Origin of the sequence: Citrobacter sp. Cf118 (assembly GCF_030334095.1) — a bacterium.
Classification (GTDB): Bacteria; Pseudomonadota; Gammaproteobacteria; order Enterobacterales; family Enterobacteriaceae; genus Citrobacter; species Citrobacter freundii.
This window is the reverse complement of the sequence record NZ_JAOWES010000088.1, coordinates 349,929-375,688: the sequence shown is the minus strand read 5'-3', so window position 1 is coordinate 375,688 and position 25,760 is coordinate 349,929. Positions and strand designations below refer to the sequence as shown.

Here is a 25,760-nt window from a genome sequence, read left to right as displayed (position 1 = left end):
TCAAAAGCCATGCATTACAGTATGCCGTTTTAATACTGGAGTCAGACATGGCTTTGACCCTCACGGTGCTGCTTGAAAACCGACGTGCTGCTGGCGCTGGAAAAACATTACTGGCAAAGCCTGGATTAAGTCTGTTAGTTCAGGATGAAACGACCACAATATTGTTTGATACCGGGCCGGATGGCAGCTTCATGCATAACGCTGCACAAATGGGCGTGGACCTGACGCACTTAACCGCCGTGGTGCTGTCGCACGGCCATTACGATCACTGCGGCGGCGTGCCGTGGCTTGCGGATAACAGCCGTATCATTTGCCATCCCCAAATAGCCTGTGAACGATACGCCTCAGTTACGGTTGCGGGAACACCACGAAAAATTAAAAAACTCTCGCGTGATAACAACTACTCTCGATTCATCATGGAATACACCCGCGAGCCGCTGGCTATCAGCGATCGCTTTTTGTGGTCCGGGGAAATTAGCGTCCCCACGCCACAATCCTATGGTGTGATTAGCGAAAAAACACTCCAACCAGATTACATCAGTGACGAAGGCGTGTTGGTCTATAAATCTGAACGCGGGTTAGTCATCATTACTGGTTGCGGGCATCGGGGAATAGAGAACATCGTACGCCATTGCCAGAAAATCACAGGGGTTAACCAAATTTATGCCCTGGTCGGTGGGTTTCATTTACGTGCTGCCTCCCCCGCTAAGCTATGGCGGACCCGACAATTTATTAAGCAACAGCAACCCGAAAAACTGCTCGGCTGCCATTGTACCGGTTCGTGGGGGCGATTGTGGCTTCCGGGAACTGACGCACCGGCAACGGGAGATGTGATTGAGCTGGCTGAGTAACAACAGTAAAACGTTGCCCAAACAGTAATAAAAAACGGGAGCCTTACGGCCCCCGTTTATCAGCCATCATCATTACATGGTGACAATTGCTGGCTCATCAAAGACGGTGAGTTTTGGCGCTTCACCGGTGAATTTTTCTGCATATACCAGGCTGGTATTCCCCGCACAGCCATTCGCCAGCCGTGAGGTTGGGATATCCGCCGTCAGCACGTTCGCGCCGCCATTTTTACAGATACCGTTTTCAATATCCGGCCATGCGCCTTCATGGATACAGATGATTCCCGGTTTGATACCGTCGCTGACGTGCGCCCCCACCAGAACCTGTCCGCGAGCATTCCATACACGAACCAGATCGCCCTCGACAATCCCTCTGGCTTTCGCGTCATCCGGATGAATCGTCACCGGTTCACGATTGGCAATCGCGTATTCTTTACGCAGCGACGCGTAGTTCAGCTGGCTATGCAGACGATGTGCCGGGTGCGCCGTCAGTAGCTGCAGCTGATCTTTATCCGCAGTTCCTTTCCATTCATCCGGTTCAATCCAGGACGCATGCGGCGGACAGTCTTTATACTGATAGCCTTCAATCGTTTTCGAGTAGATTTCTATCTTGCCGCTCGGCGTTCCCAGCGCATTCATCACCGGATCGCTGCGGAAATCCGCGTAGCGCACATATTTGTTATTCTTTTCATTCTCACGCATTTCGATCAGTTTATTCTGCTGCCAGAACGCGTTGAACTGAGGCATGGCGACGCGCTGGGCGCGGGCGGCTTTTTGCGCAACGTCATAGAACTGCTTCAGCCACGCCATTTCGTCTTTGCCTTCGGTGTAGACCGCCTTACCACCCGGCTTGAGCATCTCAGCCAGATCGGCAAATACGTCAAAATCACTACGCGCTTCAAACTGCGGCGCGATGACCTGCTTCATAGGCACCAGATGCTGGTTACTGTAATCACCGGTCATGGTCAGATCGTTACGCTCAAACGAGGTGGTGATTGGCAGAACAATATCGGCGTGTTTGGCCGCTGCGGTCCAGTAACACTCAGAGATGACAACCAGTTCAGGCTTCTGCCAGGCTTTGATTAAGCGGTTGGTATCCTGATGATGGGTAAAGTTAGCGCCACCCGCCCACCAGATCATTTTGATATCCGGGAAGGTTTGCTCTTTACCGTTATGCTGATATTTGCCGCCTGGGTTTTCCAGCGCCTCGACAATTCGCGCTACCGGCAGGCTGGTCACCGCATCAGAAACCGCCCAGTCGTTGCCAGCAGATGATCCCCCCTCAATTTTGGCGGATATTGCTGGCAATACCCCACCGGTGCGTGTTGGGTTACCGCCGTTAGAATAGTGATAAGAGAACCCGAAACCACCGCCTTCGGTACCAATTTGCCCCAGCATCGCCGCCAGAGTCACCAGCATCCAGTGTTTTTGCTCACCGTATTGCTGACGCTGAATCCCCCAGCCTGCCATGAGCATGGTTTTGTTGCTGGAGAAAATTTCCGCCAGCTTTTCCAGTTGTTCAGCAGGCACGCCACACACGCCAGATGCCCACTCGGCGGTTTTCTCAATTTTGTCGCTCTTGCCGAGCAGGTACTCTTCAAACTGCGGATATCCGGTGGTGTATTTTTCCAGGAAGGCTTTGTCGTGAAGATTTTTCTTCACCAGCGTGTGGGCGATCCCTAACATCATCGCCACATCGGTCCCCATATGTGGCGCAATCCAGGTCGCATTATCACCAAAGAACTCGATGGTTTCAGAACGCATCGGATCGATGGCGATGACGCTTTTCCCTGATTTTTTCAGCAGATTAAAGTATTCAATCCCCTGTTCATCCGTGCTGCTCCAGGCAATTTTGAGGGTATTGAGCGGGTTCATCCCCCACAGCACCACGACCTGACTGTGCTCTAGCACCATCGGCCAGGTGGTTTGCTGCTCATAGACTTCGACCGATCCCACAACGTAAGGCATGATCACCTGCGCTGCCCCGGTTGAATAATCTCCGGTATGACCGGCGTAGCCACCGGCCATGCTCATATAGCGTTGCAGTAGGGTTTGCGCCTTATGCAGAACACCGCTAGAGCGCCAGCCATAGGAACCGGCAAATATTGAGGACGGGCCATAGCTGCTACGGATCCGGCTATGCTGCTCGTGAATGAGCTTCAGCGCTTGTTCCCAACTCACGCGCACGAAAGGATCGTTACCACGTTTACCATCCGCTTTACCCGGGTTTTCCAGATAGCTTTTGCGCACCATCGGATACTTAACGCGGATATTGGTATGAACCTGATCCGGCGCGGTTTGCTGTAATGAGTTCGGCACCGTTTTCGGCAACGCACCTTTTGAGGAAACCACTTTGCCGTCTTTGACTTCCACGTATACCGCACCCCAACGTGCTGCCGTCAGGATTGCCCCACCATTCTGGCCTTCGGCCCAGGCCGGCATTGGGATCACCGAAGAAATCGCCATTGTCCCGGTTGCCGCGCCAGCCGTCTTGATAAAGTCACGTCTTGTGAGTTTCATGATTTCTCCTGATTTATCGCTTATTTGTTCATGTCTTTCGCGTTGTACTGGAAGTAACGGCTCAGGATATCCAGTTCGTTTTCACTGATATTGGTACGAGCACCCATCCCTTTTGCCACAGAAGGCCAGGCGTTGAGCGTGAAATGATTCGCCGGAATTGGCGCATGACAACCCGCGCAGTACACATTGTCGAGTTTGCGTGCGTAATCCCACATGGGTTCGCGGCTGGCGAGAGCGGAACCGCCCCATTCGCCCTGCAGCACGACATCTCGCCACGCATTGCCGTAGTCATCTTTTTTCCAGTCGGAGAGGATCTTCAGCGACTGCTGACCTTTTTCACTCAGGCTGGCAAGAATCAAACGCTGCCCTGCTGCGTAGTAAATAACCTGTTCACTTCCCTGCATCTGGCTACCGCGAATCTCGACCAGTCGCGCGTTGTCCGTTGTTTTCAGAACCTGCATTTTTGTTGCCGGGTAAACAGTTCCCAGATCGCCAAGCGCGGTATTGCTTACGGCATAAAGCTCAGTTGCCGAGGCTGGAGTGGAGGCTGACTGCGCTTCAAGCCCTTTAAGCGCACTGTCATCCATTTTTATTTCAGGTGGGAAATGGGCGACGCCTTTATGGCAATCAATACAGGTTTGCTTTTCCGCGATGCCCATTTTGTGCATCTTCTGGGCATCCGCGCTTTGTGCAGCAAGATCCATGGCGTCCATACTGTGGCAGCTACGGCAGGTCGCAGAATCACTCGCCTTGAGCTGTGCCCAGACGGTTTGCGCCATCTCCAGACGATGTTCTTCAAATTTTTCCGGGGTATCGATTTTTTTGGTTATGAACTGGTGATAAACATCTTTTGAGGCCCGCAGCTTAGCCACCAGATAATCCAGCCCGCCCTCCGGGATATGACAGTCCGCGCACTCTGCGCGAATGCCTTTCTGATTCTGGAAGTGAACCGAGCCGGTATATTCCTCGTAAGGTGCCTGCATCGTATGGCACGACAAACAAAATTCCGTGCTCGAGGTTTTGTGCAATGTCCATTGCCCTGCCAAAACAATAACTGCACCAAGAACAATGCACAGCAGCATCGTCCATATGATAGTTTTATTTATTTTTCTCATCTTATATTTCCATCAGACGAATACCCTTTTAGAGGTAGACAATAAATATACTAAAGCAGCTACTTATTGATATTCATCAAGCGAAGAGAGAAATAAGAATCAGCCAACGGGTAAGTTTGAAGGGGCTCGCATAATTAATGAGAACGAAATGTAAATATCAAATTTCGTTTAAAATTAGAATTTTAAACCAAACATAAAGTTTGATTAACTATTAATCACACAAACATCAGAATAAAAGTTTGATAAAGATTAAAAGCTGCTGAAATTAATCCTTTGGTGACAATCGTTATATAATTAAATATATAATGAAAACACATAAAAAAGAACCCTTTTCTGTTTTTTGATTACACGTATTAATGAAGATACCTGTCTTACAGTTTTGCTCACATATACATATACGGCCAGACATGCGACACACACATTTCATTGACGCACATTTATGCACGTAACCTTGATCTGGTCACTTATTATACAAAGACAACTTTCGCTACACTCAGAGTAGAGGTAAACAAACAGGAGGTAGTGAATATGTATCGCTCAATTCTGGTGCCCATCGATATCTCTGAAACCGATTTAACTCGCCATGTTGTTCCACAGGTTCAGGCGCATGCCAAAACCGCGAAGGTTCACTTTTTAGCCGTTATTCCTACCGTTCCGTTCTATGCCTCGCTAGGGCTAGCCTACTCTACCGAATTCCCGGACAGAAGTGGTCTGCAGGCCAAGGCCAGCGAAAAACTCGAAGAGATTATTAAGCAGTTCAATATTCCTGCAGGCAGGAGTCAAACTCATGTCGTTTACGGACCGCCGAAGGATCAGATCCTCAAGTTGGCAGAATCAGTAGACGCCGAGCTTATTGTCATCGCCTCACATAAACCCGGTTTTAGCACTTATCTGCTGGGGTCAACGGCAGCAGCCGTGGTACGCCACGCGAAATGTCCAGTGCTGGTTGTACGGTGATAGGGTTCAAACGGGAGCGAATGTGCTAATGCCATTCAGTTCACGAAGATGAATGACCATGGAAATAACTGGGGGTGGAACAACCATAGCGAGGTCATCGCTTCAACGCCCTAATTTCCAGTTAAATCTGTTTTGCTGTTCAGCGATTTTCAAATAAAAGCACAGGAGATCAGGTGTGGACTGGTCCGGCTGAAAATTGCCGACGTGTTTCCGTAAGGCCGGGAGAACCCGCAGGGATGCGGGTTCAGGGCGCGTTTTACAGGGATGTTGCCTCGCGCCCGACCCGGTAGCCTGAAGGAATAAGCGGAGGGTATTGCGCAGCAACAATTTTCCCGCCGGGAGCCGGGATTGTTAAGGGTACGGCGATAGTACCCTTAACACGTTCACAGGCAGTATCGTTTCAGAGAAGTGAATAACATAAGGTGAACGTAGCAATGCGACGGAGGCAACAGATTCATTACCTCCGGATGTGCTGCTCTCAGCGCTGATTATCCAGCCTGACCAATGCCAGCAACAGCTGGCTCAGTGCACCATAGAAACCAAAGTCATCATACCGACAGCATTTAGTGGTGAACTCCGGTAACCAGCGTAACAGCCCTGCCAGCGTTTCTCTGCGCAACGCATCAACCTGCTGATGACGCGGTCCTGCCTCTGCCAGGGAAAAATGCAGATGGCTCAGCAGTTCGATAAAAATCGCCAGATGATCGGCTGACTCGCTAAACGTATCGCTTACCTGCATGCCCGCATCAGATAATAGTTGTTTAATGACCCCATAGTTTGGCCCTCCTTCAAGATGAGCCGACGCATAGGGTAACGCCGCGTGTTTATCCGACATCAGGAACAGGCTGCAAAAATCAGCTGCCAGTTCCAGAGTAGCGTCTTCACGCGCCTTCAGCGCAGCAATTTTTTCCTCCAGCAAAAGGACCTGCGCCTCAAGCAGCGGCTCACCTTTGAGCACCGCGAACCACTCAGCCATTTCGCTGGACTGTAAAAGCGCCAGGCTTTCATCGTCACGCTCCCGGGAAAACAACTGCGCCAGCCAGGCGTACACGCAGGCCATTTGTTCTGTTGTCAGGGAAAAGTGTTTCGTCATGACGTCACCTGCTCAGCCGGGACATATTCACACTGCGCCACCATTTTTATCGGGCCACTGAACGCCGTCACGTTATCCACCTTGCCGGTATACTTCTCAATTTCCACCAGCGTAGTATGGGCGCTGGTCGCCTGCGCCAGCTGAGACGTGCCGATATCTATCGTTAACACGTTCGGATTGCCGTATTTACACAGCGCTCCGATTTCTCCACCGTTATCAGGATCGTACCAGGCACCTTCATGGATGCGCGCCACGCCCGGCGAGTAGAGATCGGAGACAACCGCCCCGGCCAGCACTTGTCCACGCGCGTTAAATACACGAACTATATCGCCGTTGCGGATCCCCCTGACGCTGGCATCCTGCGGGTTGATAAACACCGGCTCTTTGCCACTTACCGCATAATGCTTACGCAGCGCTTCGGACTCGCAGAGCTGTGAATGCAGACGGAAATCCGGGTGCACGGATTGCAAATGTAGCGGCCAACGCTGCGATCCGGGTCCTCCGTGTGAGCGTTCGATTTTCTCAAACCACATCGGATGCCCCTGGCAATCGTCATATTGCATATCGGCAATGGTTTTCGAATATATCTCGATCAAACCGCTCGGCGTGCCCAGCGGTTCAAGGTCGGGATCTTCACGGAAGGCCTGATGACGAACAAACATCTGCGGATGTTCGAATTCAACGTACTCTTGCTGATTCCAGAAAACGTCGAAGGCCGGAAGATGAACGCCGCGTCCCTTCCCTTGCTGGCTTCCTTCCTGCCAGATGCGCTTCAACCAGCCCATCTCATCCAGCCCTTCAGTGAACGCTTCTTCACGGTTAAAGCGGCGGCAAAGATCGCGGAAAATATCGAAATCATTACGCGCTTCAAACTGCGGCTGCACCAACTGCTTCATGGCGATAATTCCGCGGTTGGAGTGGTTGCCATATTGGTCAAGATCGTTACGTTCAAACTGGGTCGTCGCCGGTAATACGATGTCGGCGAATCGACAGGTCGACGTCCACTGATTATCGATGGCGATGACGGTTTCCAGCTTACTCCATCCCTCAATAATGCGATTAATCTGCTGGTGACGATGGAAAGGGTTGGTCCCGGCAAAAACACACATCTTCAACGGCGGTAACTTAACGGTTTTGCCGTTCCAGTTAATGTTTTTGCCCGGCTCCAGAATCGCATCGATAAAACGCGCGATCGGAATAGTACTGCTGTAGCCCTTATAATCGGTACTGTCATGCACAGGAGGCACGGTGGTGGAGCCAGAAAAACCGCTCAGGATAATCCCTTTACGCCCCGGGGTGCCCGCACCGTTGTAATGCCAGCCAAAGCCAAAGCCGCCGCCGGGTAAACCGATTTGTCCGAGCATCGAGGCCAGCACCACGATCATCCACGCCCACTGTTCCCCATGCTGCATACGCTGCACGCACCAGCCGGCAATAATTTGCGTTCTGCCGCCCGCCATCTGCCGCGCCAGTTCACGAATCGTATCTGCATCAATTCCGCAGATTTTTTCCGCCCACTGAGCATCTTTAGGCTGTCCGTCACTTTCGCCCAGCAGATAAGGCAGAAATTGCTCAAACCCAACGCAGTAGTTATCGAGGAAATGCTTATCGTAGAGCTTCTCGGTATACAGCGTGTGTGCCAACGCCAGCTGTAGCGGCACATCAGCCTGCGGGTTCACGGCGATGTGCTTAACCTTGTCGCGGCCCAGATAGTCATGCGTTGAGGTGACGACCGGGTCAACGCTGATGACCGAAATCTCACCCCGCGCCACTTTATCCTTCAGTTGCTCGTAGTATTCGTAGACATCATGATCCGGACACCACCAGTTCGCCTGCTGGTTTTTGATGAGATCGGAACCCCACAGCACAATGGTTTTGCTGTTTTCTAGTACCAGCGGCCAGGAGGTCTGCTGCTCATATACCTCCATTGACCCTACCACGCGCGGCAGAATGACCTGAGCGGCGCCGGTGGAATAGTCTCCCCCGGTACTCACGCTGTTGCCATGCAGCGCAATGGCACGTGCCAGCATCCCGGAAGCATTGTGGAACATCCCGGTCGATTGCCAGCCGCTGGCAGTCAGCAGCGCGCTCGGACCATAGGTCTTCTGAATGCGTTCCAGCTCCTGGTAGAAGAAGTCCAGCGCTTCATCCCACGAAACGCGTACAAAGCGGTTATCTCCGCGCTGAGTGGTATCGCTCTGATGGCGCTTACGCAACCAGTCCACGCGGACCATCGGGTAGCGAATACGCGCTCCACCGTGTACGTGATCCGGGAGTCCGGCGATCATTTTTGACGGGTATTTATCATGCTCAAACGGTTTGGCCTCAATAAAACGACCATCAACCACGGTGGCACGGATAGCCCCCCAGTGAGAACCGGTCAGAATCCCCTCTTTGACGCCAGTGCCCTGGACTTCTGCGGCGTTGGCGCTACGCGGCGTGAGCAGCGAAGGCCCTAACATACCAGCTACGGTCAAGCCCCCCAACTGCATTAGAAAACGTCGGCGAGATGCCTGAAAGAGATCGTTATTTTTCATTGCTTTCTCCCTTATCGCCATGCGGCTTATCCGTAGTGTCAGAGGCATTCATCTGCAAATATTTCAGTAAGGTACGTTCTTCACGTTTATCCAGACTGGTAAAGCCAATCATGCCGTTCAACGTGCCAATCCAACCGTTAGCATCAAAGTGTTCTTTCTCTGGCGCGCCGTGGCATTGGTTACAGGTTCCGTTGTAGAGCGAGTCGGCATAAGCCCAGATAGGTTTGATGTCGTTGACCATATCGCCCTTCTGCATCCAGGCGGTGGCCTGCAATTTACTCCATGGCGTATTCGTTTCCGCAACGGTGGTTTGCTCCAGCGTCTTCACGTGCTGCTGGATGTCGCCACGAATGGAAGCCACAAAAATGCGCTTGCCCGGCAATTGCGCCAACACGCGCTGACGCCCATTACTCTCGGTCCAGCCCACAATTTCAATTTGCAGCCAGTCACCGTCACGCTTTAACACTTTCACTTCAGAAGCGGGCAGCAGTGATCCTGCAGGTTCTTTATCACCTTTGGCGGCATAAATAGGTTTGATGTCCAGAGAGTAGAGCGTCTCGCCATCGTCGTTTGCATTGGCGCGTAACTGATCAAACTGCTTACGGAAACCGCTACTCATATCGGGAAGCTGATGCGCAATACCTTTATGGCAGTCGATACAGGATTGGTTGTCCTTGGCCGCAATCTTCATCTGGCGAGCAGCTTCAGGATGTTGTTTAGCGTGGTCCATCGCATCATAGTCATGACAAGAACGACAGGTCGCGGAGTTGTTCTCCTTCATTCGCGCCCATTCGCGCTCCGCCAGCTCAGCGCGTTTGGCTTCGAATTTCTCTGGAGTATCAATAGAGTGGGCAACAAAGGTTTGGTAAATATCGTTGCTGGCCTCCAGCTTACGTTTCACCATGCCTGGAATATCGGATGGAATGTGGCAGTCATGACATTCTGCGCGTACCCCGGAGGCATTCTGAAAATGCGCAGACTGTTTATATTCTTCGTAAACCGGCTGCATACTGTGGCAGCTCACGCAAAACTCGGTAGAACTGGTTAATTTAATACCAACGTGCGGTAAGACGATCAGCGCAATACCGACCACAATCCCGATAACGACCAGCGCCAACACTGACCAACGTGCGCTCGGTCTGAGCAGCGCCCTCCATAGTTTCCGCATAATAGCCCCTGTAATCTTATGGTTTAGTTACAGAGGATCTTATTTCTCAAATGTGAACAGCAACACTGGTCAGGATGAATGACTTACGGCACAATGTGAACAGATATGAACAGAAAGAGCACGCCATCAGGATGTCGCATCACATTGTAATTGTTGAAGATGAACCCGTCACCCAGGCGAGGTTACAGGCATACTTTGAACAGGAGGGTTACCACGTCTCGGTCACCGCCAGCGCTACAGGCCTACGTGAAATCATGTCACAACATCCTGTCGATCTTATTCTGTTGGATATCAATCTCCCGGACGAAAATGGCTTAATGCTGACCCGTGCCCTGCGCGAACGCTCAACGGTAGGGATCATTCTGGTGACGGGTCGTAGCGATCAAATTGACCGGATCGTTGGCCTGGAAATGGGCGCTGATGATTATGTCACTAAGCCGCTGGAGCTACGTGAACTGGTGGTTCGGGTTAAAAATTTGCTCTGGCGTATCGATCTTGCCCGCCAGGCACAGCCGGAGACCAAAGATAACTGCTATCAGTTTGCCGGATACTGTCTGAATGTCTCCCGGCATACCCTGGAGTTGGGCGATGAGACGATCAAACTCACCCGCGCCGAGTATGAAATGCTGGTCGCCTTTGTCACCAATCCGGGGGAAATTCTCAGCCGCGAACGTTTACTGCGTATGCTTTCGGCACGACGGGTAGACAATCCAGACTTACGCACCGTGGATGTATTGATCCGCCGTTTGCGCCATAAGCTACGGGCTGATTTACTGGTGACGCAGCACGGCGAAGGTTATTTTTTAGCAGCCGACGTGTACTGATACAGATAAACCGGACGGAACCCGCCAGGAGAAAGTGAGCGCTGAACATGCTGGCTGTCGGCATTTTTCGGGGTGAGCACCAGGATCGGCGGACTGATATTTTCCGCCACCGGTTGCCCTTGTAATACTCTGATGGCCTGTTGAATCGCCAGTTCACCTTGCCAGACCATTTGATCGCTGGCGGCCATAATGATTCTTTCGCGTTTAAGTCCGCGATAAACCTGATGCGACAGGTAAAAAGAGACAACGGTTAGCGGCGTCCCCTGATTCCGCTTCTCTCCCATCGCTGCCTCCGCAGCAATTGCTGTACCGGCAACCACATCGACATCCGGGTGACGTTCAAGCATCTCTTGTAACAGGTTGCGCTGAACTTCAATATCATTATCCCCCAACGCCACATCCACGATGTGCACCTGACTACCGGCAATCGCCTGACGGAATCCTGCCACCATTTCGCGGCTGCCTCCGGCGTCATCAGGTCCGGGCAATAATAAGACCTTTAACGGTTTTCCCGCACTCCACTTAACCAGATAGCGGCCTGGCTGGTAACCCATCTGGAACCATGGAACTCCGACCCGTGCTTTCACCGTCGGATCGTGTATCGCATTCACTACCTCAATGACCGGCAACGTACCAACCTGCGCCTGCAAATCCGGAAAAGTCGTTGTGCTGCTGCCCAATAAAATGGCATCCGCGCCCCACTGCTGGCACTGGGCGATTTGTGTTTTTTGCGTGGTGAACTGACGATACCCTCCCGCCTCAAACACCTTCAGGCTTACTCCATATTTTTTTGCCGCCTCAAGCATGCCGTAATTCACGGAGAGCCAATAGGAATCTTTCAGACTGGGATACAACGCGCACAGTTTCCACACTCGGCTTGCGGTCACGGCCACGTGCGATTCCGGTACTGCCTGCTGCGTATCCTGCCAGCGCAGCAGTGCGGCCCCGGCCGCGTGACTTAAGCCGGGAAAAAGTGTGATAAGCAGGAAAACCAATACGCGCATGATAGCCTCAACATTGATAAGGCTTTATCCTAGTTGCTTTCCTCTTTTGGACTCAACCTTTTTAATCTGTGGCGACCAGACAGTGAATTTATCTCTGACCAAACGACTGTGGATAGGCTTTGCGCTGATGGCGGCACTGACTCTTATCAGTACGCTGACAGGCTGGTATAACCTGCGTTTTGTCAGCCAGGTTGAGCAGGCCAATACCCAGGCGCTAATTCCAACCATGGATATGGCACGCCAGCTCAGCGAGGCCAGTGCCTGGGAACTGTTTTCAGCACAAAATCTAACCACCGCAGACAATGAAAATATGTGGCTGGCTCAGGGGAGAATGCTAACCGCCCAGAGTCTGAAAATAACCACATTACTCAAAACTCTTCGTGAACAGGGCTTTGATACCTCGGCCATTGAACAACAGGAAAAAGAGATCGCCCAGTCGTTAAGCCATCAGGGGGAGATGGTTGGCGAACGCCTGAGATTACGCGCTCAACAACAACAACTTAGCCAGAAAATTATTGAGGCCACCGCTGACGTTGCCGAAATGGCGCGCGGCCAGGCCAGCAATGCAGCTACCTCGGCGGGCGCCACGCAGGCAAGCATTTATGATTTAATTGAGAGTCATCAGGGGCAAGCGGCTGAACACGCGTTGGACAGGCTCATCGATATCGATCTGGAATATTATAACCAGATGAATGAGCTGCGCCTGAGCGCGCTACGCGTGCAGCAAATGGTGATGAATCTGGGGAATAACCAGGCGCAGAATAACCTGGCTGCGCTGGAAAGCCAGTTGAATGCCGCCGTCAGAGTGCTTCACCGCCGACAAATACGTATTGAAGATCCAGTGGTGCGCACTCAGGTGGCCGACACCGTCAATACGATTAGCCGTTATATTGAGCTGCTGTCCCTGTATCGCCAGGATAATGACATCACGACCCAATTGCAGATCTTATCGCAGAATAATATCGAACAATTTACCCGTTTCAGTAGCGAAGTCAGCCAGTTGGTGGAAATCATCGGCCAACGCAATCAAAGCGGACTGGCGCATCTCAAACAGGCCAGCCAGCGCGGGCAACACTTGCTGCTGCTGTTAGGTGGCGTGTCATTATGTTTGCTGATTCTTATACTTTGGCGTGTGGTTTATCGCTCAGTCACACGCCCACTGGCACAGCAAACCCAGGCGTTGCAGCGTCTACTTGAGGGGGATATTGACTCCCCATTTCCGGAAACCGCAGGCGTTTGCGAGCTGGATACCATCGGGCGGTTGATGGATGCCTTTCGCAGTAGCGTTCACGCCCTCAATAACCATCGCAAACATCTGGCCGCACAGGTTAAAGCTCGCACCGCCGAGCTGCATTCTATGGTATCTGAACACCGGCAGGCCCGTGCAGAAGCTGAAAAAGCTAACCAGGCGAAATCGGCGTTTCTTGCCGCTATGAGTCATGAAATACGCACTCCGTTGTATGGTATCCTCGGCACTGCGCAGTTGCTCTCAGACAATCCCGCCCTGACACAGCATCGGGAAAATCTACGCGCAATCACCGACTCGGGCGAGTCTCTGCTGACCATCCTCAACGATATCCTCGACTATTCCGCCATCGAAGCCGGTGGAAAAAATGTGGCGATAGGCGATGAGCCTTTTGAACCCAAACCCTTGCTGGAAAGTACGCTTCAACTCATGAACAGCCGCGTTGCCGGTCGTCCGGTTGTGCTGGTTGCGGATTTTGCCGATAACGTTCCCGCTTCCCTACGTGGCGATCCGCGCCGCATCCGGCAAATCATTACTAACTTATTAAACAACGCACTACGCTTTACCGATCGAGGACACATTATCCTGCGTAGTCGGCGTGAAGATCAGGACTGGTATGTTGAGGTTGAGGATACGGGATGCGGAATTGACCCTGCCCGTCAGCACGATATTTTTCAGCCGTTCGTTCAGGTAAGCGGTAAACGCGGAGGAACCGGGCTCGGACTCACCATCAGCGCCAGTCTCGCCAAGGCAATGCAGGGAGAGCTAAGCGTTACCAGCACACCCGGCGTCGGGAGTTGTTTTCAGTTGCGTCTGCCATTGCGGGCAACCACGATGCCCGTCATTAAACCCGCACAACGCTCCATATCGTTACAGGGCTTACGCTTATTGCTTATCGAGGATAATCCTCTTACGCAGCGCATCAGCACAGAAATGCTCACTCTCAATGGCGCACAGGTCACCGCTGTCGACTGTGCCGAGGAGGCGTTAAGCCTGTTGCGGGAAGATGCCAGCTTTAATGCTGCTCTGGTTGATTTCGATCTTCCTGATATCGACGGGATCACGCTGGCACAGCAGTTAGCCCACGACTATCCGGCACTTAACCTGATCGGCTTTAGCGCACACGTCATCGACGAAACGCTAAACCAAAGAACCAGTACCCTGTTTCTCGGCATTATTCAAAAACCGGTTCCCCGGGATGAACTCAGTCGACTTATTACGCATTATCTGCACGCCAACGAGTCTCTCCCGCTTGCATCAGACAATGACAACAAACGGTTAGATTTTCAGCAACTGGCTGGGGATATCCAGGTCATGGGATGGCAAAAGGTGCACGAATGGTTAGCGCTCTTTACGCAACACGCCCTTCCTTTATTAGATGAAATTGACACGGCGCGAGGTTTAAATGAGCGCGAGCAGATAAAACGTCTGGCACATCAGCTCAAAAGCAGCTGCGCCAGCATGGGAATGCGCTCAGCCAGCACGATGTGTGCAGCACTTGAACAGCAGCCGTTGGGTGATTTTTCACTCAGAGAGGAGATCCAACAGAGTCTTTATGAGGTAGAAAGTTGGCTGGAAGCAGAAAAACCGTCCCGCGCGTAACGGTGCGTTGAAGCTGAGCATAGGGACTGACTTTGAATGGTACGCCCTGTAGGATTCGAACCTACGACCTACGGCTTAGAAGGCCGTTGCTCTATCCAACTGAGCTAAGGGCGCATTGCGAAGTGATTACTTCATGCAGATGAAACGCGTGAATTATACGGTCAGCGCCTGCTGAGTCAATGCCTTTTATTTCAGTTGCTGGCGAAGTGTACGAATGTTGATTTTTTCTGCTTGTTCAAGGGTATCCAGGAAATCACCTGGTAACAACTCAGCCCACGAAACGCCAGATTTAAGGATACATGTATTTAGAATATTTATGATTTTGCTTAACATTCCCTTACCCCTCTAGCGGTTCAGGAACTCTTTAATGTTAAGTATCGCCATCAAGGAAGAAAACAGTCACTTCGAACATGGACTGAAAATCATCATCTCCCATCTGGCAAATCAGTGGCATCAGGAGATCTGCTTTTTACCTGTCGAGAATATCGATCGCGCTGACATCGCGTTTATCTCCCTGGATGAAGATTGGCTCAGCGCCGATTGCTATCAGATTCCGATCCATACCCGCCGCCAACACCGGGTTGTCATCTGCAACAGAAACGATAAAGATAAGCTGATGTTCCGGCCCTGCCTGTACATGTTGCCGCTGATCTATCGGGAAGATGACGTTGAGGAAATGACTAAAAAATTAGTCCCCATCCTGCAAAAACGTGCGCTGCGCAACAACGTGCCTGCAACTATCTGCCATTACTGCACTACCCGCAACTTTTCTGTCGACGAACGCAAGTTCTTAATGTTTCTCGCCAGCGGATATACCTTAGCCGAAACGGCTCACCTACTCTCAATAAGCGATCTTCAGGCCAAAGCGACCCGCCGCGGCATAATGAAAAAGCTGCATGTGAAAAACGATCAGCAATTCTTAAGATACATCCGCGCCCATCTGAATTTTCTACAAAATTAGACGGGGTATCTCTGCCTAATTTTTATTGAGAAATATCTCATCCTCGATTAAGTATCGACTCCTACTGTACCTATCCGCAGACTGCCAGAATAATCCAGCCATACTATTTCCGGGGTAACAGAAAGACACACCCGGTAATATTTTATCTAATATCAGAGAGAGGTTGAACTGGATAAAACGATCTTTTGGGCATTGAGTAAGACATCAGAAAACTTCCGGCAGATTATTCTGATGGGATACGCAATTGCCAGTCTGATGATTGTTGAAGTACTGAAACCCAACGGCACAAGGACATTGACCTTTACGCTGGCAAAAATTTGGGTCAGGGATGTTTATAGTCAGCAATTTATCCAGACCTGCCGCAACAGAAATGGAATGGAAAAGGATGCACAGCGCAAAACGCCGGGACCGCTATCGCCGCATACGAAACACTAACTGTACCTGGCAATATCCCCACTGTACCTCACAAGTATTTGACCGGCTCGAGTATCTGGCGCAAAAACTCGAATACACATTACCGGACGACACTATATCTCAGGCGATAATTACAACAGACTACTACCTGGCCTATGCGTTAAGTCGACATTTATTCTCAGGCACACGTACGGCGGTCTTCCAGAGCGTTGAGTCGGCCTTACCCAGCATGCAAGAACCAGTAATTAGCCAGTTAGTGATTGACATAGAAAGCTTAACACTCCCCTATTTCGATATACTTGAACGTTTGCGCCAGCTAATTAAGCAGCGTAATGACATCCAGATCTTCATAATGCTTTCAAGTCGTGATGAAGACCTGACTACCTTTATTTCACTATCCGGTCCATTTTATATCCTATCACGCAATTTACGCCTTCCGGAGGTGCGTCACGCCTTATTATCGCCGGTTCCTGACTATATTCATTCCAGACGCATAAATCAGCTCGATTGGGAGATGATTGCCTTACTTTTACAAGGTAACTCCTTAAAAAAGATTGCATTGTTACAAACACAACCTTACCACCGTATCATCTATCGCCTGAACCAATTGATTACGCGCCTGGGGTTACCCAGCAGACAACGCTTTTTGCATCTGATACACCGCCTCAACGTTACCTCTCTTCATTTAATTTAACACCATAACCCTATGTGCGATAAGATTTTTTAGGAAACTACTTATTCTTGAATAAGAAAAAAGATCTAATTTTTACAAATATTTAATATTTACAACTATTCCTGGTATTATGCCTGGTGCCACTGTCACACTTATCCTTACTGATTCTGTGCATTTCAATATAAAAAAGCCTAATTGCAGCCTTAACAAAACCTAAACAATTGGTTTATTGTATCGTTTTTACTATTTAAAAAAAATTTTCAATCTGCCATAATTCGAACTGCAGATAAATAATACCAATAGTCATTAACACATCTGGATCTTTCAGAATATCCTAACTGACATTAACAACCGGGATGTTGTAAGTCTTTTCCGAAAGAACAGAGCAGGTATAATCCCCACAGTTTCCTGATTAATTGTTAGTTTTCCCGGTGTGAAATGGATTTTCCACAAATTCATTGTTCTGCAGAAGAACAACCGAATAAACAAGGATGAAATAATATTTATTCGGTTTTCCCGCAGAACAATTCTTGGCTATTTGACAATATTATAACGCCTGATGTTTTATCAAATTCGCAAGATACGCAAACAGTTTGAGGCATACAACAATGAAACCAGCATCCGTTATCATTATGGACGAACACCCTATTGTCAGAATGTCGATAGAAGTACTACTCGAGAAAAACAGTAATATTCAGGTAGTATTGAAAACCGACGACAGCCGTACGGCAATAGAACACCTGCGCACATACCCGGTCGATCTTGTCATCCTGGATATTGAACTACCTGGTTCGGATGGATTTACATTACTCAAGAGAATAAAGTCTCTGCAGGAGAAAACTCGGGTGCTGTTTCTCTCTTCTAAATCGGAGTCTTTTTATGCCGGGCGTGCTATCCGGGCCGGTGCAAATGGTTTTGTCAGTAAACGAAAGGATCTCAATGATATCTACAATGCGGTAAAAATGATTTTATCGGGATATTCTTTTTTCCCGTCGGATACCCTTAATTTCATTAACAATATAAACGCACAAAAAGGTGTGCTGAATGACATGCCGCTCTCTAACCGCGAGGTTACGGTTTTGCGTTATCTGGCAAACGGTCTGTCCAATAAGGAAATTGCTGAACAGTTGTTACTCAGCAATAAAACGATTAGCGCTCACAAGGCGAATATCTACTCCAAGCTCGGGTTGCACACCATCGTTGAGCTAATCGATTATGCAAAAATGCATGAGTTAATGTAATAACACTCCCGGCGAGATGTCGTTCGGGAGCGTTTTGTCAGCTTATTGATTAGTTATAGTTAATCATAAACGTGGCATCAGCCCTGGCGACGCCAGGCTGAACTCCATCGGCTAACGCGATATAGTTGGCGAAAAAGGTCAGCGTGGCATTGCCGTTCTCATCAATCCCCACGGCCTGGCTCGCCTGTTCGAGCGGTAATCGCGTACGATCGCTGTCGTGCAGTTCAATCGCCACCTTTTGCGCCATGACCGCATCATCAAGCGCCAACAGCGTCGTGCCCGGAGCCGGAATACCGGAAAACGTTATCGACGCGGATCCCGGCGGGCAACCTTCAAGCTTCAGCGTAAACGCGACCGGTTGAGTGGTATCTCCGCTGGTCTGAAGCTGCTTTGTCGGCCAGGTCCCCAACTCCACCGACTTATTGCTGTCGCTGGCAATCACCGCACAGGTAAAGTCCACCACGTTGCCACGCAGCTCAATATTGATTTCCCCCAGCGACGAGGCGGCATGGCCCAACGAACTGAATGTTAGCAGGGACACCATCGCCAGAAGCGCCCCTGCGAATGGCGTTTGCTTGTTAGTCATAATCCACTCGCAGATAGCCACGAGCCGTAAAAGGCCCTTCGGTAGGTTTATTCCCCGTCACGCTGACCGGCCATGCCCGAATACCGACCCTTGCTGCGGCGTTATCATCCAATTGAAATGGGATATTGCTGGACAAATTGTTAGGCGTCAGTGGGTTACCACTGCTATCGGCGACGATAAAACCTAAATCCGGGTTGTCAGAAACCATCATTTGTCCGGTGGCTTTCTCAGCCTCTACACGCATGGTCAAGTAGGCCTGTGCGGCGACGTTGGTGCATTTTATCGCCACGGTTTTGGTCTGCGGATTAATGCCTTCGGGCCGGTTTCCTGCCCCCGCCTTGCTAAACAACGATGCGCCAATATCGCCAAAATCAAACTCAACAATCTGCCCGGCGTTCACCTCACAGTTTTGTGGAACCTCCACCTTACCGCTGTAGCTGATGGTGTACACCGGCGTGCTTAGCGCATCTCCGGAACTGGTCGTGACATAGACGCTGAACATCGTCTGACGCGGAATCGGAACCATGTTAATAAACGAGCGGATCACTTTGAGTTTAAACACCAGGTTTGAATCCTGTACGCCAAAAGGCTTCTGCTTCGAAACGTTCGAGTCAACGCCCATACGGATATAATTTCTTGGAGGATAAAACAACCCGGCGTAGCTGTCGGTGATGCTCATGGCACCCAGCAGGTAGTCATTGAGCTTCAGATACTGAAAACCACCCTCGGTACTTTGAACAGGAAGTTCAGTGACATAGCTTCGATAGGTGTAATTCACCGACGTTCCGGCCGGACAGGTGGCATTCACGCCAATCCAGCCCGATTTTTCCGGTAACGTTACCACCTGTCCCGGCTGGTTGTTGCTGCTGTTAAAGACATTCGACAAATCGTAAAAAACATCCGTTGGCGTGCCATTCGAGTTATGGCAAACCGTCGCCCATGACGAATGGGCAATCAGCAGTAAAGCGCTTCCCAGTAACAAACCCGTTTGTCTTTTCATCGTATTATTCCTGTCGTGCCGTTGGAGATTCGCACGTCACGTTCGTGAGCGTCACCGCCTGTTTCAGACTCTCCTCAGGCAAGGCATAGCGCGCCACGCAGCGAGCGTTTGCGCCTTCCCCCCATTGGATCAGCAACTCGCCTTTTAGCGGCAGACCACTGAGATAAATTTGCCCGTCTTCGCCCACCATACTGGTCACGCCGCTGGTGTTTTCCCGCACAATAGAGCCAAACGGCACGGGTTTACCGGCATATTTGGCGGTAATCAGCGCCCGCACACCAATTCGTGTATCAAACGCCGCTCGCACCAGCGCCCCTTGCGTTGGTACTACGCTGCTGACGTTATTTTCCACATCGGTATTGTTGTTCATGGAATTGGTGTCTAACGCGACGCGGTTATAGCGATAGACGGTGGCATACGGCATCACCGCGTATCCACGCCAGTCGGTTTGAACGCCGGTCTGGTTTTCTATCCGCACACCCTGTGCGCCAGGCGCTTTAATCAGCACGTTGGTATCACCCAGAGGCTGACTGAGCGTAATGCCATCCGCATGCCCCACCACGCCGCCAGAGAGTTGCCAGTTGTAGTCATGCTGATCGCGATCGTAGTTGTATCCCACGCCCAGCGTGCCATAGGCCGCCTGCCAGTTGGCACTGGCGTTTCCGCTGTAGCCATTGGTGCTGCTGTGCCCCTGATTCACGCTGTAGCTCAGGTTGCGTCCATCCAGCAACGTACCGCCGATCCCGCTCTGCCAGCTGTTTTGTCCATTGCTATTACGGTTAGCATTAAAGGTGGCGTAGGTGCGATCGAAGGCGCTATCTCGCGAGTAGCGCCGTCCGCTCAGCAGGCTGAACGGTATTGACATATTGAACGCGACAATACGGTCGGTGTCGGAGATGCCAACCGATTCATTCCACGACCAGGAGAGTGAATAGCTAATACCTTGCCAGCCGCTGGCATAGCCCAGTTGATACCAGGTATTGGTGTCTGAGGTATTCCAGTACGTTTGCTGACTACCCGAGACATACAGCGATCCGTAATCCCCCAGATTCTGCGAAATGTTTATCTGGAAACGGCCCTTTTTGCTGTAGCTCAGGTTGTGGTAACTCTTCACATCGGGCACATCGTGGCGATTGCCCTCGCTGTCGTATTCGTACTCATAGCCTTCCATACTGCGATACGCCACATCGTCGAGGGTATAGAAACCACGCGTAGAGTAGCGATATCCCAACAACTGAAAGTTGGTGCCAAAATTGTTCAGCGATTTCGCATATAGAAAACGCAATGACTGCCCCTGATGCGTACTGTCATCCGCCAGTTGGCTGCGGGCATGGGTCAGATCGACAGAAACCGCCCCCCAGTCCCCCAGGTTTCGGCCGGTGCCTAAAACCACCGCAGTGTAGCGGGAGGCCAACTGCGTACCGCCGTAAGCGGTGTAGCCTTCTGGTAACCCAGCAATTAATGTTCCCTGGAAAAAGAATGGAGAAGATTGTTGGCTATTGCCGCTGCGAAAATCCCCTGCGACCACGTCATATTTGAAACGCCCTTCTCGTTGTAACAAGGGAACCGTGGAGTACGGCACCGTATAGCGCTGTTGGCTGCCGTCCTTTTCGTCCACCGTCACCTCAAGGTCACCGCTGGATGACGTCGGGTTGAGATCGGTTATCGAGAAAGCGCCCGGTGAAACATAGCTTTGATAAATCACATAGCCATTCTGACGAATGGTTAGCTTTGCCGCTGTTCGCGCAATACCGCGAACGGTAGGCGCGTAACCCTGTAAGCTATCGGGATACATACTGTCTGAGGAATAGAGCCGCGCCCCGCGGAATCCGACGCTGTCAAAAACGTCGTTGCCGGTGTTGCTGTCACCCATCACCAGCTCGCCCTTCAGCGGGATAATCGCGCGCTGAAGCCATGTGCCGATGTTTTTCCAGCTTTGTGAGTGATATCCGTCACCTTTGGAATAGCTCCATGCGCCGTTATTTCTCAAGCGCCAGGGGCCATAGTTCAGGCCACTGAGCATACTTAAGAAATAGCTGTCCGTATCACTCCCGCGACTGCCGGTGAAACTGTAGTTAACCAGCGCAGCCGGGATGCCTTCATCCCACTCTTCCGGTGGAATATAGCCACGCGCGCTGTTTAACATCGACGCCTGCGGCAGGCTGACGTTTAGTCGCAGGGTAGAAAAATCAAACGCAATCTCGCTGCCTGGAATCGCCTCAGGTAGATTGATGCAGGTATCGTTCGCATCCTTATTGAGTGCCGGAAACGCGGCGATATTGACACCAAGGCGCTTCACCCAGTCGAGCCCAAAGCACGGCATCAGCCCACCGGACTTCTCCCCGGCTTTTCCCGCGCTGGTCGTAAAGCGAATATCCTGAGTAGCCACAAACTCATCGTTGCGCCAGATATCCACGCGATAAACACCTTCAGGCTGGTGATTACCTTTTTCAAAACGTGATAAATCCGCCACGGTTGCCGTATCCGCAGATAAAAAGGCCGGATTAAAATAGCTTTCACCATGGCTTAAAGAGGGAAAGAGCGCCGCCAGCGTGGACAACGCCACCCCCGCCAGCGGTGGCGTAACCCCCGGAAACAGGCCAGGAAAATACGTTGTCTTATTCATCGTTATCTCAACGCACGCTAACCGTTTGGGCCGCGGTCACAGCGCCATAATCATTGACCGTCTGGAACGTAACGTTGCCCTGCACGCCCGTTGGCAACAGAACCTGCGCATCGCTTTTCGGTGCAACCATCACGTTATCGACCTTCGTTTTCCCCACGTTGAGATTGACCAACGTGACGTAATACGCTGACGGATTGTTAATTTTCAGGTGGTTGCCGGAACGGGAGAATTTCAGCATCCCGGGCGCATCTTCCGGAATTTGCGGCAAATTATTCGGGCGCACAAAAAGCTTGATGCGGGACAGAATCGCCAGTTGCAGAACGTTTTTGCCCTCAAGGCTGTTTTTATTGACTGACGGAATGGCTTTTACGTTCATCCAGAACAGCGACTCACGGTCTTTGGGCAACGGAACACCTGCATAGATGATACGCAGCGTGTTTTCGCTTTTAGGTTCGCTGACAAACAACGGAGGCGTAACCACAAACGATTTTTCTTTAACGCCTGCGCTATTCTCAATCCATGAATTGACCAGGTAACGTTCTTTGGTATCACTATTGCTAATAGACAGTGACGTTTGTTTGGCATCGGCTGGATAAATAACGCGGGTAGCACCTAATGCAATGCCTCCGGCAGCCTGAACACTGGCAACAGGAAATAAGAGCAGTAAAAGGATAAAACCTGATTTTAGATAATTAAACATAGCTACAAATACCTTTGGTGTGATTATCGTTGGGAAATAAATCAGGGATAAACCAACGTAAACCACACGTCTGAACGAAGCGTTCCCGGCGTTATATTTTCCGAGACAGCCCGATAACGAGCAGTGAAATGAAACGTCATCTCTTGCGTTATAATCGGCGCATAATGAAGCGGCAGCGCATTCGGAATAATTTGTCGTTGGCGCTGGTCAAATAACGCCAGGCCGATCCCCGAAGCCGCAGACGCATCTCCACTGGCAAGGAAAACCTGCGGATCTTCCGCTGGCGTCACGCCTGCAAACGCAATCCCAACGTGGTCATAAACATCGGAGCTGCATGACGTTAAGCGCAGTGAAAACGGCACGCTGGTAGAGGCAAAGCTCCCCGTCCCGGAGAAAGCATTGGTGCGATACTGCCCCATTTGCACCCGCAAATTTTGGCTGTCAGTAGCGACCGTGCAGGCACCATTGACGAGCTGCCCCCGTAAGTGAAGGCGGCCACTTTCCAGTATTACCGTATGTGCAAACACAGGCAGTACGCACAGCATTCCCGCCAGCGCCACGCCTTTCCCTATCATCTGCCGCATCCTTCATCATCCCCGGAAATTGCCTCATCCAGTGAGGCGAACGTCATCCTTGCGCAAATCAAAACGGCTTATTCGTACTTCATGATGAACGTCGCGTCGGCATTTGCCTGACCCGGCGTAGCACTGGTGGCAGTGGCTTTGTAACGCGCAGAGAAACGCAGGGTGTTGGTCCCTTCTACCAGAGCCTGAGCGGTAGAGAAGGTGGCACCATCTGGCTTCAGCGCGGTGGACGTATTGTCCAGAATTTCGATACCTACACCGCCAGCAGTAGTGGTGTTATTCCCTGAAGAAACAGCCAACAGAGCCGAGTTGGTGGCATCGGCCTGACCAGAGAAAGCAACGGCTGCGGTTGCAGCAACTTTCGGATCACAATCGTTCAGCACGATGGAGAACGGAATTTGTGCCGTTGTATCACCTACTGCGGCAAAACTGGCAGTACGATACTGGCCTAAGGTGACAACCTGATCGGATGACTGAGTACTGACTGCACAGGCTGCATTGACCAGTTCACCTTCAAAATGCACAGTACCGCCGCTCACACTTACCGGATCGGCTGCAACCGCAGCACCTGCGACTAACATCAGGCTGGCAATAACAGAAGAGGTCATTAATTTACGTTTCATGGATTTCCCTTGAATTACACACATCCGGCTCCAGCATCCTGCGGGATCCGTTTTCATTATCGACATTAAATGTCAGGCTAATTATCTCTGCATCCTGTAAAGATATATATCGCAAGAGAATTAGCTAACCTTTTACCCCGACTCTCCTGAGTATTTGATTTACTAATTATCCTTCGCGAATATGACTATTCGTCACAGCGATAAATTAAACATTTCAATTAATGAAAAATACCTGCAAATCCTTTTAATAGCCCTGGCTAATTCTTAATGGGATCTAAGAAAAGTCTTGGTTAATATTACCTAAATGCCGCCGTAATAGTACGTAACAGTCTGGTTTATGAAGCATTACCCATAAAGAACCCAGGGTGATGAGATGTTTCATTCACGTTAATTTTAATTAGCATGCTTATTATTTATTCGTAAGGCTTCAGCCTTTGTGCCGACACCATTTGCAGCCCGTGACGGCCCTGGCGCACATAAAAACGCAAACGAAAACTGACAGCACGTCCCGCTTCTGACAAAATAGTGGCATCCCCTTCGATTTAACGTAACAGACGGAATCCTCTCTCTGATGGCAGCAAAGATTATTGACGGTAAAACGATTGCGCAGCAGGTGCGCTCTGAGGTTGCTCAAAAAGTTCAGGCGCGTTTAGCGGCTGGATTACGCGCCCCAGGCCTGGCTGTTGTGCTGGTAGGCAGCAATCCGGCTTCGCAAATTTACGTCGCGAGTAAACGCAAAGCCTGCGACGAAGTGGGGTTCGTCTCCCGCTCCTATGACCTGCCCGAAACCACCAGCGAGGCGGAGCTTCTTGAGCTGATCGATACGCTCAATGCAGATACCACCATCGACGGTATTCTGGTACAACTGCCGTTACCTGCCGGTATCGACAACGTTAAAGTGCTGGAGCGTATTGCACCGGATAAAGACGTTGACGGTTTTCATCCGTATAACGTCGGTCGCCTGTGCCAGCGTGCGCCGCGCCTGCGTCCTTGTACCCCGCGCGGTATCGTGACCCTGCTTGAGCGTTACAACATCGACACCTACGGCCTTAATGCGGTCGTCATTGGCGCTTCAAACATCGTCGGTCGCCCAATGAGCATGGAACTGCTGCTGGCTGGCTGCACCACCACCGTCACCCATCGCTTCACCAAAGATCTGCGTCGCCACGTTGAGCATGCTGACCTGCTAATTGTTGCCGTCGGTAAACCGGGCTTTATTCCTGGCGAGTGGATCAAAGAAGGTGCGATTGTGATTGATGTCGGCATCAACCGTCTGGAGAATGGTAAGGTTGTTGGCGATGTGGTCTTTGAAGATGCTGCCGCACGCGCGTCATATATCACGCCGGTCCCCGGCGGCGTAGGCCCAATGACGGTCGCCACACTTATCGAAAACACGCTGCAGGCGTGTGTTGAATATCATGATGTAAAGGACGTTTAA

General features: G+C 50.9%; 20 protein-coding genes and 1 tRNA gene. 8 read left to right on the top strand and 13 right to left on the bottom strand.

Annotated elements, in window-relative coordinates:
* Positions 1 to 47 precede the first annotated feature (47 nt).
* The gene (locus OGX67_RS21925) at positions 48 to 851 is read left to right on the top strand and encodes an MBL fold metallo-hydrolase (protein WP_106875513.1); all 804 of its coding nucleotides are present in this window, start codon (positions 48 to 50) and stop codon (positions 849 to 851) included.
* A 72-nt stretch (positions 852 to 923) separates the two neighbouring features.
* On the opposite strand, the gene OGX67_RS21920 is transcribed toward OGX67_RS21925, so the two are convergent.
* Together OGX67_RS21920 and OGX67_RS21915 are read right to left on the bottom strand one after the other, a co-directional pair.
* Positions 924 to 3,368: a trimethylamine-N-oxide reductase 2 gene (locus OGX67_RS21920; RefSeq protein ID WP_003021928.1), complete on the bottom strand. Its 2,445-nt coding sequence runs from the start codon at positions 3,366 to 3,368 to the stop codon at positions 924 to 926.
* Between the two features lie 20 nt (positions 3,369 to 3,388).
* On the bottom strand, positions 3,389 to 4,483 hold the full coding sequence (locus tag OGX67_RS21915; protein ID WP_257651671.1) for a NapC/NirT family cytochrome c: 1,095 nt from the start codon (positions 4,481 to 4,483) through the stop codon (positions 3,389 to 3,391).
* A 528-nt stretch (positions 4,484 to 5,011) separates the two neighbouring features.
* Here OGX67_RS21915 and uspF point away from each other — a divergent pair.
* Entirely contained in the window at positions 5,012 to 5,440 is a 429-nt protein-coding gene (gene uspF / locus OGX67_RS21910) for a universal stress protein UspF (protein ID WP_003835732.1), read from the top strand.
* 478 nt (positions 5,441 to 5,918) lie between these two features.
* On the opposite strand, the gene torD is transcribed toward uspF, so the two are convergent.
* The 3 genes from torD to torC are packed head-to-tail and all read right to left on the bottom strand — an operon-like array spanning position 5,919 to position 10,238.
* Positions 5,919 to 6,533, bottom strand: coding sequence for a molecular chaperone TorD (gene torD, locus OGX67_RS21905; protein WP_016149740.1), 615 nt, complete (start codon positions 6,531 to 6,533; stop codon positions 5,919 to 5,921).
* On the bottom strand, positions 6,530 to 9,070 hold the full coding sequence (gene torA / locus OGX67_RS21900) for a trimethylamine-N-oxide reductase TorA (protein ID WP_286527254.1): 2,541 nt from the start codon (positions 9,068 to 9,070) through the stop codon (positions 6,530 to 6,532). Before torA ends, torD begins: the two co-directional genes overlap by 4 nt.
* Positions 9,060 to 10,238, bottom strand: a complete 1,179-nt coding sequence (gene torC / locus OGX67_RS21895; RefSeq protein WP_003021915.1) for a pentaheme c-type cytochrome TorC — start codon at positions 10,236 to 10,238, stop codon at positions 9,060 to 9,062. Before torC ends, torA begins: the two co-directional genes overlap by 11 nt.
* Before the next feature lie 131 nt (positions 10,239 to 10,369).
* On the opposite strand from torC, the gene torR reads away from it, so the two are divergent.
* Positions 10,370 to 11,062: a two-component system response regulator TorR gene (gene torR / locus OGX67_RS21890; RefSeq protein WP_003021912.1), complete on the top strand. Its 693-nt coding sequence runs from the start codon at positions 10,370 to 10,372 to the stop codon at positions 11,060 to 11,062.
* On the opposite strand, the gene torT is transcribed toward torR, so the two are convergent.
* A complete protein-coding gene (gene torT, locus OGX67_RS21885; RefSeq protein ID WP_257651673.1) occupies positions 11,035 to 12,066 on the bottom strand; it encodes a TMAO reductase system periplasmic protein TorT in 1,032 nt (343 codons plus the stop codon). The two genes, torR and torT, sit on opposite strands and share 28 nt — an antisense overlap.
* An 82-nt stretch (positions 12,067 to 12,148) precedes the next feature.
* Between torT and torS the strand changes: the two genes are divergently transcribed.
* On the top strand, positions 12,149 to 14,914 hold the full coding sequence (gene torS / locus OGX67_RS21880; RefSeq protein ID WP_257651674.1) for a TMAO reductase system sensor histidine kinase/response regulator TorS: 2,766 nt from the start codon (positions 12,149 to 12,151) through the stop codon (positions 14,912 to 14,914).
* Positions 14,915 to 14,951: 37 nt separating this feature from the next.
* Here torS and OGX67_RS21875 read toward each other — a convergent pair.
* Positions 14,952 to 15,028, bottom strand: a tRNA-Arg gene (locus tag OGX67_RS21875).
* Positions 15,029 to 15,281: 253 nt separating this feature from the next.
* On the opposite strand from OGX67_RS21875, the gene fimW reads away from it, so the two are divergent.
* From fimW to fimZ, 3 genes are all read left to right on the top strand, one after another.
* A complete protein-coding gene (gene fimW / locus OGX67_RS21870) occupies positions 15,282 to 15,875 on the top strand; it encodes a fimbria biosynthesis transcriptional regulator FimW (RefSeq protein WP_003021906.1) in 594 nt (197 codons plus the stop codon).
* Between the two features lie 385 nt (positions 15,876 to 16,260).
* Positions 16,261 to 16,983, top strand: coding sequence for a fimbria biosynthesis regulator FimY (gene fimY, locus OGX67_RS21865; protein WP_003021904.1), 723 nt, complete (start codon positions 16,261 to 16,263; stop codon positions 16,981 to 16,983).
* 587 nt (positions 16,984 to 17,570) lie between these two features.
* Positions 17,571 to 18,203: a fimbria biosynthesis transcriptional regulator FimZ gene (fimZ, locus tag OGX67_RS21860; RefSeq protein ID WP_003021902.1), complete on the top strand. Its 633-nt coding sequence runs from the start codon at positions 17,571 to 17,573 to the stop codon at positions 18,201 to 18,203.
* Between the two features lie 49 nt (positions 18,204 to 18,252).
* Here the strand turns inward: fimZ and sfmF are convergent, their stop codons facing one another.
* The 6 genes from sfmF to fimA all read right to left on the bottom strand — a co-directional run bounded on the left by sfmF (position 18,253) and on the right by fimA (position 24,322).
* On the bottom strand, positions 18,253 to 18,789 hold the full coding sequence (sfmF, locus tag OGX67_RS21855) for a fimbria assembly protein (RefSeq protein ID WP_071696849.1): 537 nt from the start codon (positions 18,787 to 18,789) through the stop codon (positions 18,253 to 18,255).
* The gene (gene fimH, locus OGX67_RS21850) at positions 18,782 to 19,789 is read right to left on the bottom strand and encodes a type 1 fimbria D-mannose specific adhesin FimH (protein ID WP_257651676.1); all 1,008 of its coding nucleotides are present in this window, start codon (positions 19,787 to 19,789) and stop codon (positions 18,782 to 18,784) included. Before fimH ends, sfmF begins: the two co-directional genes overlap by 8 nt.
* Before the next feature lie 4 nt (positions 19,790 to 19,793).
* Complete coding sequence (locus OGX67_RS21845; RefSeq protein ID WP_032948735.1) at positions 19,794 to 22,415, bottom strand: fimbrial biogenesis usher protein; 2,622 nt, start codon at positions 22,413 to 22,415, stop codon at positions 19,794 to 19,796.
* Between the two features lie 7 nt (positions 22,416 to 22,422).
* Positions 22,423 to 23,115: a type 1 fimbria chaperone FimC gene (gene fimC / locus OGX67_RS21840; RefSeq protein WP_257651677.1), complete on the bottom strand. Its 693-nt coding sequence runs from the start codon at positions 23,113 to 23,115 to the stop codon at positions 22,423 to 22,425.
* A 41-nt stretch (positions 23,116 to 23,156) separates the two neighbouring features.
* On the bottom strand, positions 23,157 to 23,690 hold the full coding sequence (gene fimI / locus OGX67_RS21835) for a type 1 fimbrial protein subunit FimI (protein WP_003847496.1): 534 nt from the start codon (positions 23,688 to 23,690) through the stop codon (positions 23,157 to 23,159).
* Positions 23,691 to 23,767: 77 nt separating this feature from the next.
* Positions 23,768 to 24,322, bottom strand: coding sequence for a type 1 fimbrial major subunit FimA (fimA, locus tag OGX67_RS21830; RefSeq protein ID WP_032947919.1), 555 nt, complete (start codon positions 24,320 to 24,322; stop codon positions 23,768 to 23,770).
* A gap of 571 nt (positions 24,323 to 24,893) precedes the next feature.
* Here fimA and folD point away from each other — a divergent pair.
* Entirely contained in the window at positions 24,894 to 25,760 is an 867-nt protein-coding gene (gene folD / locus OGX67_RS21825; protein ID WP_003021887.1) for a bifunctional methylenetetrahydrofolate dehydrogenase/methenyltetrahydrofolate cyclohydrolase FolD, read from the top strand.